This is a genomic window from Lentibacillus sediminis, assembly GCF_002763455.1.
Taxonomy (GTDB): Bacteria; Bacillota; Bacilli; order Bacillales; family Amphibacillaceae; genus Lentibacillus_D; species Lentibacillus_D sediminis_A.
The window spans coordinates 103,885-116,146 of the sequence record NZ_NIXK01000010.1 but is presented as its reverse complement, the minus strand read 5'-3'; the positions used below and the strand labels follow the sequence as shown (position 1 = coordinate 116,146).

Sequence of the window (12,262 nt, the reverse complement as noted above, 5' to 3'; positions counted from 1 at the left end):
AGAAAACTTCCGCCCGAGAGAGAAAACTTCCGCCCGAGAGAGAAAACTTCCGCCCGAGAGAGAAAACTTCCGCCCGAGAGAGAAAACTTCCGCCCGAGAGAGAAAACTTCCGCCCGAGAACAAAACTTCAAACCAAGAATCCACAAAAAAAGATACGGCCCCTCAGGCCGTATCTTCTCTCCACTCTTCACCCGCGGAAACGATGTAAAAAGCTTGTGAGTCTTTCATTATCCGAATGCTCAATGACTTCGCTTGCTGTTCCCTGTTCGGCAATGACACCTTCATCAAGGAAGAGCACTTTATCTGCAACATCGAGGGCGAAATCCATTTCGTGAGTGACGAGGATCATCGCCATTTCTCCCTCTTTTGCGATGTCGCGGATGACTTCGAGCACTTCGCCGACTAATTCCGGATCTAATGCGGAAGTAACTTCGTCAAAAAGCATGATTTTCGGACGCATAACTAAGGCCCGGGCCATGGCGACACGCTGTTTCTGCCCGCCGGAAAGCTGGCTTGGGTAATTATCCAGCTTATCGCCAAGTCCGACTTTTTTCAGCATTTCAATCGAATAATTGCGTGCTGTTTCTTTCGCTTCCTTTTTCACATGAATAGGTGCAGTCATGCAATTATCCAAAATAGTCATATGCGGGAACAGGTTAAAATGCTGGAATACCATGCCGATATCCCCGCGGACTTCCCGCAAGTGTTTTTCATTTGCTTTTGATTGTTTACCGTCTTTATCCATTTTCCATAAGTTCTTGCCATCTACGATAATGTCCCCGGAGGTTGGCTCCTCCAGAGTCATCAGCATACGGATAATCGTGGTTTTACCGGAACCACTTGGCCCGATTACCGCAACTTTTTCCGATGGCGCGATATCGAGATCAATCCCTTTTAAGACTTTTACATCACCGAATGATTTATGCACATCATGATATCTAACAATAGGTTCCGTCATTCTGTCACGCTCCTTTAGCTTCGTTCAATGCTGCTTTTTTATCAAATCGTGTATTCATGCGCCGCTCCAGCTTGCGAATCAGAATGGCAGAAGGATAGCTCAGCGCAAGGAAAATCAGGGCGACGATGGTCAGTGGTTCCAGATAGGACCAGTATTGTGCGCCATAGCTGTTTGCCAGACTGAGAATCCCCAGCACGCCGATCGTGGACGCAAGCGGAACTTCCTTAAACATAATAATAAAGTAGTTCCCAAGCATCGGGATAGTTGGCGGAAGGGCCTGGGGCAACACAATCTTCGTCCATTTCTTCGAGGTAGAAAGATTCAATGCCTTGGCAGCTTCCCATTGTCCTTTTTCTACACTTTCAATCCCAGAACGGTAAATTTCCCCGATATAGGTGCTGAAGTGAATGCCCAGGCCCAATGTAGCCGCAGCAAGCGGGTGTAAGGCTATCCCGATAACAGGAACCATCGGCAATGCATAGTAAAGGAAAAATAACTGAACGAGCGGCGGCGTGGATCGGATAAATTCCATAATCCATGTTACGACAAAATGAAAAGCTTTATTCGGCACACGCCGCAAAAACGTCCAGACGAATCCAAACAGGAGGGCGAACAAATAACTGGCGATGGTCAGTCCCACCGTAATTTCAATACCGTCAAGAATAACCGGCAGGGATTCCGTAAATGCTTCCCAGCTCCATCCATTATTATTCATCAGCTAGCCACTCCTTTCTTGGAGATGCTCTCTGCTTTTCGTGTTGCAAAGATCAGCGGCAATGCAATGATGAAATAGAAAACGAGCACCAGCAGATAGACAAGCGGTGCCTGCTGATAGTTGGTGCTTCTGATAATATCTCCATAATATAAAATATCGGTCAAGCCAATCAAGGAAACCAGCGACGTACCTTTAAGTATTTGAATGGTGTAGTTGCCAAATTCCGGCAGCATCATTCTTACTGCCTGCGGGAAAATAACCAGCCGCATCCGCTGGAAACGAGACATATTGAGGGCGGTAGCAGCTTCTGTCTGCCCTTTTGCCACCGCAAGAATCGAACTGCGGACTACTTCTGACATGTACGCTCCGTAGTTGAGGGCAATGGCAATAACACCTGCCCACCAGTTGCTGCCGAGCTGAATGCCAAACAGTATTGGGATCGCGTAATACAGCCAGAACAGCTGAACAATTAGGGAAGTACCGCGAAACACTTCTACATAAAAACCGGTAAAACCTCTTAGCAGCTTATTGCTGGACAGCCGGCACAGCCCCGCTACGAATGCCATCAAATAAGCAAAAAATGCGGAAGCTAATAGGACAGAAATGGTAACGCCGAGCCCTTGGGAAAGCTGTGGCAAAATATTGATAATCGCCTCGATCGGAATCACTCCTTTATAAATATTATTCTATAACTCTTTTAATCCAAATCTTTACAGGAAAAAACATAGGGTCAGGCCCCTGGGTGAGGGAACCGGACCCTATGGAGTCTTTTACTCTGAGTTTATTCACTGTTCATTGCGTATAGGAGTGGCGGGACTCCATCTTTAATTATGCTTGATAGTTTTATTCAAGATATAGAGTCACTTCGGCTTACGCTTCGCCGCCGCTGCAAAGCTCCTCTGTGGTAATTGCTCCAACTTCTACCATATTGCTGTCAGCGCTAAACCCATTTTGTTCCAGAAGTTCAGCGATTGTACCATCTTCTTTTAATTTTTGAAGCTGTTCATTATAAGCATCGCGCAGCTCGGTATCATTCAGGTTGAATGCAGCAGCACCATAGCTTGGCACGCCTTCTACATCAGGCTGCTCGAAGTTTTCTACAAGCATCAGTTCATCGGAAGCTGTTTCCATTGCCATGCGCACCGTCATTTCTGTTGCTGTGGTCGCATCGGCTCTGCCCGATTGAACTGCAGAGAAAGTTGCCGGAATATCTGCGGCAGTGGTAATCTGATCTTCACTCACGCCAGCTTCTTTCAGGAACCCGATTTCCGTAGCGCCTTCCATTACAACAACCGTTGCATCCGGGTTATCGGCAATATCCTGGTAGCTTTCCAGTCCCAGTGGATTTCCTGCCTGAACGACTAATGCTTCCCCATACTGCATTGTCGGTTCACTGAAGGCAGCATTTTCACAGCGGCCTGGCTGAATCGCCATCCCTGCTGTAACTACGTCAAATTGCTCTGCTTGAAGTCCTGGAATCAACTGACCGAAATCGGATAGCTGAGAATTCATTTCTTCAATTCCCAGTTCTGCAAAAACTGCCTCGGCAATGTCTACAGCTGCTCCTTTTAACTCCCCATCTTCCTGGTATGCATATGGTTCTTCATTGGCAAACCCGATGTTCACGACGCCGGCTTCCTGCATTTGGGCTAATTTGCTTTCACCTTCGCCACTGCTATCGCCGCCGCCTTCACCACCGCTTGCATTTCCTTCTTCTTCATTTCCGCCGCCACAAGCAGCAAGCATGAGAAGGGTAAGTACTAAAACGGATGTAAGTAGTAGTTTTCTCAATCTAAAATGACCTCCCTATTAATGTATGAAACTAGTATTGGCAGATTCTTTTCTGTCTGCCACCGCGTTTTCCAGGCACAGCCAGGTCAGCGGAAGATCTTTTCTGGGTAAAAATTCTCACGAAATAACGCTAAATACTGAAGAAAATGGGGAAAATTAACTATCAAGCAGTCATACAATAATCATAGCGGGAATTCGGTTGTGATTCAAACGCAGTATTTTTTGATAATTTATAAAATAGCGGCGTATTTTTGGATAGGACGAATCATTCTCCAGATAACAAAGACATGCTGGTTAATCTTCCATTTTCCTTGGATTTGCCCAAAATTTGCCCGGTGAGTCAGCCGATTTGGATAAGACTTATGGACAAACCAGCAGGAACAAGGTAGCATTATCAGCAAAACCTCTTATATAAAAAGAAGCGGGGGAAATTATGATGGCTGGATATGTAACGGTAATCATTGTGGGCGGGATTGTCGTATTAATGGTGCTGATCCTTTCACTAGTGACCATCTCCAAAGGCTATGCACACAAACATACCATTGACCCGCATCCGGATGATAAAGAGCAGGAGGATGACAGGGAAGAGGAGGATGAAGAGAAATGAAGTTTTCTACCATTGGAACAAGCTGGATCACGCAGCGTTTCATTGATTCTGCTGTAAAGTCAGGAAAGGCGTCTCTGCATTCCGTCTATTCGAGAAGGGAGGACAGCGCCCAGCAAATGGCTGAGGCAAACCATGCAAAGGGGTTTACCGATCTGAACGAAATGCTCAAGGAACCGGCGGACTTTATCTACATAGCTTCTCCCAATGCACTGCATTATGAGCAAATCTTGCAATGCATCACCCGGGAAAAGCATGTATTCGTGGAAAAGCCGATGGTCTATACCGAGGCACAATTAGAGGAAATAAGAAAGCAGGCGGCAGAAAAGGGAGTCCTCGTCGCGGAAGGGTTCCGTCATTTATTTTCGCCAAATTATAAACAGTTGAAAAATGCATTGCTAAAAGTGGGGCAGGTAAGAAGTGTACTGCTGCAGTACGTCCAGTATTCCTCAAGGTATGATGCGTATAAACGCGGCGAAGAACCAAATGTGTTTACTCCTGAATTTGCCGGCGGGGCAATGATGGATTTGGGAGTCTATCCACTGAGCATGGCGATTGATTTATTCGGTGAACCGGAACAGGCGGATTATTTCCCTGTACGGCTCAAAAATGGCGTTGATGGCAGCGGGACACTGGTATTGAGCTATGATGGTTTTCATGTGATCATCCTTTGTTCGAAAATCGCGCAGGCCACCATCCCATCGGAAATTCACGGAGAGGATGGGACGCTGACAATGGATCATCTGGCGCCGATTGAATCACTGTTGTTTTTTGACAGGAAAACTAAGGAAAGTGAAGAGCTGGCCGGACATCAGGCAGAGTTGGATATGATGTATGAGGTGGAAGCTTTTGTTCGGATGGTGGAGGAAAATGATACACGGGTGCATGAAGAGTGGCTGGAGAGAAGCAGGCGTGTTGTTAGAGTTACAGAAGCAGTCCGGAAACAGCAGGGGATTTTGTTTCCGGGGGAATAGATAGGATATCTTAGGCTGCCGGGGATTTGCGGCAGCCTGGGTACAATAGAATTTTCCTTAATACACTTGAATGCTGAATAGATCCTGGTTAGTCATATTTTTCGTTATAATCCGCAACCCATTCCAAATTGACGGGTCCATTTGTTACTGAGTAATAGCCACCGTTACCACTATAAAGTATTAATCGGTTTTCATGGACAGAGGCTGCGATTATGTCACCTTTTGAATAGACGGTAAATTCAAAACTTGTTACTTCAGAAACATCACTATCCCATTCGCTATCACTCATTTTTTTTACGTGATATTGACTTAAGAAATGAAACAGTTCATCCGCAGCTTCATCGTTGTTCGTTTCCCAAGTTTCACTTCCATCTAAACGGAAATCCAATGACTCTACATGAACTGGTTCATAACTTAATACAGTAGTTAAGTTTTTCTCTCTATATTCGTTATAAACAGTAATAGACACTAATGCAATAGGGAGGATGACCATAAAAGCAAGAAGGAATTTAAATACACTTTTGTTATATAGATTTTTATCTATTGTGAACTTCATAAGCATGTCTGCCAGATACACAGTAAATGGTATTATTACTAAAAAAAATAGCAAACCACCAGCGATAATACCAATATAAGAACTCCACAGATAAAATCTTTCAGCCAAAAAATATGCGGTGTATGAAAATATAAATAATGTGACGATGAAAATTATCCAAAAATGACTATTTCTGCTGTTATACATTGAATCACCCCCTGATTTTCATTCTTCAATTAACTCGCCCGTTAAAGGAACAAGCGGACTACAGGTTGCTACCGTTATTCGTACTATCTTTATTCTCTTTTTTACTTAAAAATTTCCAAACATGATATGTTGTCCAAAAAACGGTTTAGACCCTACTTAATTTTTTCATACGATTCAATCATTGTTTTACCATTTTTTTTAGCTAGCACTTGAAATGTTTTATTTTGTGAGAATGGCGAATACGTATGTTCATTATGAGTGATTATAGAATTTTCTTTAACAGTAATAAAGTATTTATTTTTTGAATCAGGTAGTATGATTTCTACACCGCCACCTCCTCCGCTTATATCTATCCTTGCTGTTAATTTTCTTAATATAAATTCCTTATCTTCCTGAAATATTCCAGCTACGTAGAAGAAATTGTTATTATCTTCAGCTAACAAAAGATGTTCACCATTCGTGGTATTTACTAATACAAGGTTTTCTCCTACTGATTTCTCAAATTCGTTCACAGCGCTTTCTAATGTGGGAAATATTTCTTGTTCTGTTGTACTTTGGTTTGGATTGTTACACCCTTGCAACACCATAATAGCTAATACAACTAATAAAAAATTTTTAACCATCGGATCACCTCTCTAAAAGGTTATAAAACACTTATCTTATGTAAAAACTCCATATCATTTATAAATGATATGGAGTAATTTATCAAGCTAATTTCATCCATAAGTTATCGTAAAAAGTACACACCGTCTGGATAGCCGGTTGCATTTATGTCTGGCGAGAGAGCTCTTACTGCATATTTATCTAATTCTGGCGCACCAGGGCCAGCTAAATATGCCGTCAAAACACCGTTGGTGATATTATAAGCCGGATCAAAATACAAAGCCTTTGTTTCACCTATCGGTACGTATGCAGTATATGAATAAGAGTTTGTGGCAGTGCGTTGCCATGAAAACCCTGCACCAGCCCTGATTTCTGGAATTCCGACGTTAACATTAAATGACTCTGATACAGACCAGCCGGTTGTGCTTGTAATACCGCATGGTTGGCCTGAACCACTGCAATCAATTGCAGCACTTACTCTAATATCATCACCAGATTCATAATAATTAGTAGAACTACTAGTTTCATTATAAATGTAAATGAGACTAGCTAAATTATTATTACCGATCTGGTTATGACGGTTTAAATCTTGATTGTTCACTGGGTTCTTTTCTTGTTCTTCTAAATGAGTTTTCAATTCTTGCAGAGATAGTTTGTTTTCTTCCCCACCTTCTACTTCAACGGCATTAGAGTATGTTTCACCTGTCTCAATGTTTATAACTTCTCCATCTTCAATCTTGTAATTACTTTCTTCTGCAAATACTGATTGAGAGGTAAACATCAAGGTTAGCGCCACTGCAAAAAAACTTGTGAGCCAAAGTTTCTTAACGACTTTTTGAGACAATTTAATTCCTCCTTATTTTTTGTGAAACAAATAGTCAATCCTGCTTCACGGGTGGAAAATGCAATCTTTTAAGATTAATCTCAACAACTATAATAATATTTTGTTATATTATTATAAAGATTGCAAAAATAATTGTGTGCGTTTAAGCTATACAATTTCCTAAACGAGCTACTGCTTAATCTTTGAACCTCCGAAACCCACTATCATTCTCTGTTTTATAGAATTGGAGTTTCCGTACATTTTCATCACCCTCCCAATCACTGACTTGTTATTTTAAATCTTACCATGGACAATTGATATTTTGTATTGGTAAAATAATAACGATAGAGTGGAAGATATAGGGGTATTACGAATTAATTTTAACAAGTATTAAAAGGGGGATTTCTATGGCTTTAGGGGAGAATCTTAGGTATTATAGAAAGAAGAAAAAATTCACGCAAGAGGAATTAGCCAGTGGGATATGTGCCGCCACGTATCTAAGCAAGATTGAGAACGATAAAATTACCCCGAATATAGAAACATTGAAGTTAATTTGTGAGAAACTTGACATAACGGTTGCCGATGTAGAAGAGAAAGATTATTCCGGAGAAATAAAATTGATCGAGAGGCTTCTGAATTACATAAGTCAAAGAGATAAAAAGGAAGCAAAAAGATTATTCAATGAAATGGATGATTTGCTCCTGAATATCACAGATCCGTATATGATTGGGCAATATAGAACAGCAGAACTGCGTTATTATCTTTCTATTAAAGATAAAGATAGGGCTAATAAAATTAAGGGAATAATTGATGCAGAGTTCATGGATTATTTATCACCAAAATATAGCTTAATATACACCCAATCATTAGGGTTATATGAATATCTCTTTGGTAGTATTTCAAAAGCTAAAGAATATTATATAGAAGCTAACCAAATTGCAGATCAATTATATATAAGAGACCCCGAATTTTACTTTCAAATGGCTATGGTCTTCAGTCGCAATAACAACATCACCATGTCTATTTATTACACAGAAAAAGCATTAGGATTATTTTCTGAAAAAATGGACTTCAAGCGCTCTGCTGATTGCCAGTTAATATTAGGCATCAACTTCAATCGTATTCATGAGTATCCAATTGCAATAGATTATTTTGAAAAACTTTTAACCACTAGTGAGCAATTGGAGAACCCTGAAATAATTAGAAGCAAGGTTTATCACAACATGGGTATGTCTTTTTCGGGATTGGGACAGTCTCAAAAAGCAATAGATTCGCTAAATAAAAGTATTGAATTTTATAAAGATCCTGCTGAAAAAATTATGGCACATTACTTATTGGTAAAAGAATACATGGGTCAGGGTGAGGATGAAAAAGCAAGTCATCATCTTGACGAGGGAGCATTCTTAGCAGAAGACAAACAGGATTTTTTGTATGAAGTCAAATTCAACCTATTAAAATTTAAACATCTAGATGCAAGCCTTAATATTAAATACCGAGATTATATCATAGAAACAGCTTTACCTTATGCTAAAGAAAAATCTTATAATCTTTATTGTGAGTGTTTGGAGTTACTGGGTTCATTTTATAGGGAAACATTCCACTATAAAGAAGCAGTTCATTATTTTGAATTAGCTTTACATTATAGAAAAAGAAGCTACTGATAAGGGGGGATTAGTAAAATGAAAAAAATTCTTATTTTGGTACTTGTAATATTTACGTTAATAGTACCTCAAACTGTTATCGCCGATGAAGAGAAATATCCTGAACCACATGATGATACACCTGTTGGGGGTGAATAGTAAGACAGGATGCCTAACCTGAACGGTGGCATCCTGTCTTTTTTTAATCAATTACTGTGATCTCTCCGTATCCACCGGCTGCAATTTAGCTTCAATTTCCTCGCGTTGATCTTCAATATAAGGCGGCAAAGCAAGGGATTCACCTAGGTGCTCGGGTGATTCGTCGGTAGCAAATCCCGGTCCGTCTGTAGCCAGCTCGAATAAAATGCCATTTGGCTCGCGGAAATACAGCGATTTAAAATAAAAGCGTTCCACTACACCGGAATTGGGAAGGCGGGCTTCCTGCAGGCGATCTCTCCACTTTGCGAGTTCTGCTTCATCTTCTACGCGGAATGCCACGTGGTGGACACTGCCGCGGCCGGGCCGCTCCCGGGACAAATCTTCACGGACCTCAAGATGCACCTCTGCACCGGTGCCGCCCTCCCCGGTGGAGAACACCAGAATATCCGGCTGGCCGCTGACTGGTGATGGATAGCTTGCGACCTGCTGAAAGGACAATACTTCTGTTAATACTCTAATCGTCGGCTCCGCATCCGGGACGGTCAGTTTGCTTGGTCCGAGTCCGATGATTCCTTTATCTGTCGGTACCGGGCTGAGTTCCCACACGTTTCCGCCAGGCACGCCACTATTTGTTTCATCGGAAATAAGCGTAAGGCGCTGCTTTTCGAAATCGCGGAAATGGATGACCTTCCGTCCGGCTTGTTCGGAAATGCCGTCATGCTCGACGTTGTATTCATTGAAGCGTTCCTGCCAATAGGTGAGGGCAGCATCATCAGGCACGCGCAATGCGGTTGCGGAGATACTTCCATGGCCCGGATAGGTCGTTCCGGCACGCGGGATTTCGAAAAAGGTTAAATCGGTCCCCGGATTCCCAATTTCATCCGCGTAAAACAAATGGTACATCGAGGTATCATCCTGGTTGACGGTCTTTTTTACCAGGCGCATTCCGAGCACCTCTGTATAAAAACGGTAATTTTCTTGCGTATTTGCCGTGATCGCTGAGACATGATGAATTCCTTTTAATTCCATCTGTCTACCTCCTTAAGTGGCAGGGCCAATTTATTCTGAATTAAAGATATTTCTATTATAAAATGCTACAAGCCCAGTGTCTATTCATGTGCTTCTTCCTGCTCTCCCTCTGGATCCGGGCGCAGTCCCCGCTGCAGTTGGGCGATGCTCAGACCGAAATCCATTTGCAGATGGGGATAGTCGGTAAAGCTTTCCCAGTCTCCGCCCCATTCAAAACCAAGCTCCTTGGCGATGTCCGCCACTTCAAACCAATCGCGCTCACCATTGTCGTTGCCATCGTAAGTGATATCCCAAATAATCTCTCCCTCGTCATTGCGAAGAGCATAGTCAATGGCCAGGCCGTAATTATGGTAGGATTCCCCGCCCTCCGCATGGGTTACGATCACACCGTCGGCTGTCCGCCCTTGAGCATATAATTCATTTTGCCGTTCAATCGAGCGAGTGCCGTCGGTAATGACAACGTCGATGCCAATATCTGCCGCTTGCTCCAGCAGTATGTTTTTATTTTCTTCGACGACAGGGTGAAGGTGTTCTGGAACAGGAGCGTCCTCGCCACGGTCAACGTAATTTCCATTCATCTGGTTATATAGAAGTAAGAGGATCATCAGAAAAAAAGCAATCAGGGCCCACGGCAGCAATATGTCGATAACCTTTTTCATGCTGTCAGGTTCCTCCCCCGGAACTATCTTTTCTTCTATTTTAACACCAGAGACAAGTATTCATCCACTTGAAGCGTAAAGGCTCCGGCTTGGATTTGTGGGGTTGTTTAGTGATATAATTTGAAGAAACATAGAGAGCATAGAAAGGAAATGAGCATGGCACAGCAAATTGGTGTTATTGGTTTAGCAGTAATGGGAAAAAATCTTGCATTAAACATAGAAAGCAGAGGGTATTCGGTTGCCGTGTACAATCGGTCCTCGGAAAAAACAGAAGCCTTTCTGCAGGATGAGGCAAAAGGGAAAAACTTTGTCGGGGCAACCACCGTCGAGGAGTTTGTCAACTCGCTGGAAAAACCGCGGAAGATCCTGTTAATGGTCAAAGCGGGACCGGCAACGGATGCGACCATTGAATCACTGAAGCCGTATCTGGAAAAGGGCGATATTCTGATAGACGGCGGCAATACCTTGTTTGAAGATACCATCCGCCGCAATCAGCAGCTTGATGAAACCGGGATTCATTTTATCGGTACAGGCGTCTCCGGCGGGGAAGAGGGCGCACTGACCGGGCCGTCGATTATGCCAGGCGGGCAGAAAGAGGCGTACGAACCGGTGGCACCGATACTGGAGGCCATTTCCGCCAAGGTGGAAGGGGACCCATGTGTGACATACATTGGGCCTAATGGAGCCGGGCATTTTGTGAAAATGGTGCACAACGGCATTGAATATGGCGATATGCAATTGATTGCTGAAGCATATTACATCCTGAAACACGTGCTTGGCATGGAGACCGATGAACTGCATGAGGTGTTTGCCGAGTGGAACAAAGGCGAGCTCGACAGCTATTTAATTGAAATTACTTCTGAAATTTTCACAAAAACCGATGAGGAGACAGGAAAGCCGCTGGTTGATGTCATCCTCGATAAAGCAGGACAAAAAGGCACAGGAAAATGGACTAGCAAAAACGCACTTGACCTTGGTGTACCACTGCCATTGATTACGGAATCCGTCTTTGCCCGGTTTATTTCTTCCTTGAAGAGTGAGCGGGTGCAGGCGAGCAAATTGCTGCAGGGGCCGAACGAGGAATCTTATAGCGGCGGCCGCGAAGAATTGATTGAAGCGGTGCGCAAAGCACTTTATATGAGTAAAATCTGTTCCTATGCGCAAGGTTTCGCGCAAATGCGGGCAGCTTCCAAAGAATATGGCTGGGATCTTCAGTATGGGGATATTGCGATGATCTGGCGCGGGGGCTGCATTATTCGCGCGCATTTCCTGCAAAAGATTAAAGATGCCTATGACCGCGAACCGGATCTGGCCAATTTGCTGCTGGATCCATATTTTAAAGAGATCGCAGAAGGCTATCAGTCGGCGCTAAGGGAAGTGGTCGCGATTGCTGTGAAACAGGGGATTGCCGTTCCTGCGTTTTCCAGCGCGGTTGCCTACTATGACAGCTACCGATCCGAGGACTTGCCGGCAAATCTCATCCAGGCGCAGCGTGATTACTTTGGCGCCCATACGTATGAACGCAAGGATAAAGAAGGCGTATTCCACACCAACTGGTTCTAGAG

13 protein-coding genes are annotated in these 12,262 nt (G+C 43.2%); 4 read left to right on the top strand and 9 right to left on the bottom strand.

Annotation, left to right across the window (positions count from 1 at the left end):
* Window positions 1-187: 187 nt before the first annotated feature.
* The 4 genes from CEG13_RS15820 to ehuB all read right to left on the bottom strand — a co-directional run bounded on the left by CEG13_RS15820 (window position 188) and on the right by ehuB (window position 3,464).
* A complete protein-coding gene (locus CEG13_RS15820) occupies window positions 188-958 on the bottom strand; it encodes an amino acid ABC transporter ATP-binding protein (RefSeq protein WP_100012854.1) in 771 nt (256 codons plus the stop codon).
* A 4-nt stretch (window positions 959-962) separates the two neighbouring features.
* Complete coding sequence (ehuD, locus tag CEG13_RS15815) at window positions 963-1,673, bottom strand: ectoine/hydroxyectoine ABC transporter permease subunit EhuD (protein ID WP_100012853.1); 711 nt, start codon at window positions 1,671-1,673, stop codon at window positions 963-965.
* Window positions 1,673-2,332 carry an amino acid ABC transporter permease gene (locus CEG13_RS15810; RefSeq protein ID WP_100012864.1) on the bottom strand — a complete coding sequence of 220 codons (660 nt, stop codon included), beginning with the start codon at window positions 2,330-2,332 and terminating at the stop codon, window positions 1,673-1,675. Before CEG13_RS15810 ends, ehuD begins: the two co-directional genes overlap by 1 nt.
* A gap of 211 nt (window positions 2,333-2,543) precedes the next feature.
* Window positions 2,544-3,464 (bottom strand): ectoine/hydroxyectoine ABC transporter substrate-binding protein EhuB, encoded by a 921-nt coding sequence (gene ehuB, locus CEG13_RS15805; RefSeq protein ID WP_100012852.1) that lies wholly within the window; start codon window positions 3,462-3,464, stop codon window positions 2,544-2,546.
* A gap of 433 nt (window positions 3,465-3,897) precedes the next feature.
* On the opposite strand from ehuB, the gene ytzI reads away from it, so the two are divergent.
* Together ytzI and CEG13_RS15795 are read left to right on the top strand one after the other, a co-directional pair.
* A complete protein-coding gene (gene ytzI / locus CEG13_RS15800; protein ID WP_239984677.1) occupies window positions 3,898-4,071 on the top strand; it encodes a YtzI protein in 174 nt (57 codons plus the stop codon).
* A complete protein-coding gene (locus CEG13_RS15795) occupies window positions 4,068-5,042 on the top strand; it encodes a Gfo/Idh/MocA family protein (protein ID WP_100012850.1) in 975 nt (324 codons plus the stop codon). Before ytzI ends, CEG13_RS15795 begins: the two co-directional genes overlap by 4 nt.
* Before the next feature lie 88 nt (window positions 5,043-5,130).
* On the opposite strand, the gene CEG13_RS15790 is transcribed toward CEG13_RS15795, so the two are convergent.
* The 3 genes from CEG13_RS15790 to CEG13_RS15780 form a co-directional block, all read right to left on the bottom strand.
* Complete coding sequence (locus CEG13_RS15790; RefSeq protein ID WP_100012849.1) at window positions 5,131-5,784, bottom strand: hypothetical protein; 654 nt, start codon at window positions 5,782-5,784, stop codon at window positions 5,131-5,133.
* A gap of 152 nt (window positions 5,785-5,936) precedes the next feature.
* The gene (locus CEG13_RS15785; RefSeq protein ID WP_100012848.1) at window positions 5,937-6,407 is read right to left on the bottom strand and encodes a hypothetical protein; all 471 of its coding nucleotides are present in this window, start codon (window positions 6,405-6,407) and stop codon (window positions 5,937-5,939) included.
* A 104-nt stretch (window positions 6,408-6,511) separates the two neighbouring features.
* Window positions 6,512-7,231, bottom strand: a complete 720-nt coding sequence (locus tag CEG13_RS15780; protein ID WP_100012847.1) for a hypothetical protein — start codon at window positions 7,229-7,231, stop codon at window positions 6,512-6,514.
* A gap of 386 nt (window positions 7,232-7,617) precedes the next feature.
* Between CEG13_RS15780 and CEG13_RS15775 the strand changes: the two genes are divergently transcribed.
* Complete coding sequence (locus CEG13_RS15775; protein ID WP_100012846.1) at window positions 7,618-8,871, top strand: helix-turn-helix domain-containing protein; 1,254 nt, start codon at window positions 7,618-7,620, stop codon at window positions 8,869-8,871.
* Window positions 8,872-9,060: 189 nt separating this feature from the next.
* On the opposite strand, the gene CEG13_RS15770 is transcribed toward CEG13_RS15775, so the two are convergent.
* Window positions 9,061-10,038, bottom strand: coding sequence for a ring-cleaving dioxygenase (locus CEG13_RS15770; RefSeq protein WP_100012845.1), 978 nt, complete (start codon window positions 10,036-10,038; stop codon window positions 9,061-9,063).
* A gap of 80 nt (window positions 10,039-10,118) precedes the next feature.
* Window positions 10,119-10,697 carry a M15 family metallopeptidase gene (locus tag CEG13_RS15765; protein ID WP_100012844.1) on the bottom strand — a complete coding sequence of 193 codons (579 nt, stop codon included), beginning with the start codon at window positions 10,695-10,697 and terminating at the stop codon, window positions 10,119-10,121.
* Window positions 10,698-10,853: 156 nt separating this feature from the next.
* Between CEG13_RS15765 and gndA the strand changes: the two genes are divergently transcribed.
* A complete protein-coding gene (gene gndA, locus CEG13_RS15760; protein WP_100012843.1) occupies window positions 10,854-12,260 on the top strand; it encodes an NADP-dependent phosphogluconate dehydrogenase in 1,407 nt (468 codons plus the stop codon).
* Window positions 12,261-12,262: the final 2 nt, after the last annotated feature.

Bases quoted from the DNA above. Each gene is read 5' to 3' on its own strand.
- CEG13_RS15820 (WP_100012854.1), bottom strand. From the start codon at position 958: ATGACGGAACCTATTGTTAGATATCATGATGTGCATAAATCATTCGGT.
- ehuD (WP_100012853.1), bottom strand. From the start codon at position 1,673: ATGAATAATAATGGATGGAGCTGGGAAGCATTTACGGAATCCCTGCCG.
- ytzI (WP_239984677.1), top strand. From the start codon at position 3,898: ATGATGGCTGGATATGTAACGGTAATCATTGTGGGCGGGATTGTCGTA.
- CEG13_RS15795 (WP_100012850.1), top strand. From the start codon at position 4,068: ATGAAGTTTTCTACCATTGGAACAAGCTGGATCACGCAGCGTTTCATT.
- CEG13_RS15790 (WP_100012849.1), bottom strand. From the start codon at position 5,784: ATGTATAACAGCAGAAATAGTCATTTTTGGATAATTTTCATCGTCACA.
- CEG13_RS15785 (WP_100012848.1), bottom strand. From the start codon at position 6,407: ATGGTTAAAAATTTTTTATTAGTTGTATTAGCTATTATGGTGTTGCAA.
- CEG13_RS15775 (WP_100012846.1), top strand. From the start codon at position 7,618: ATGGCTTTAGGGGAGAATCTTAGGTATTATAGAAAGAAGAAAAAATTC.
- CEG13_RS15770 (WP_100012845.1), bottom strand. From the start codon at position 10,038: ATGGAATTAAAAGGAATTCATCATGTCTCAGCGATCACGGCAAATACG.
- CEG13_RS15765 (WP_100012844.1), bottom strand. From the start codon at position 10,697: ATGAAAAAGGTTATCGACATATTGCTGCCGTGGGCCCTGATTGCTTTT.
- gndA (WP_100012843.1), top strand. From the start codon at position 10,854: ATGGCACAGCAAATTGGTGTTATTGGTTTAGCAGTAATGGGAAAAAAT.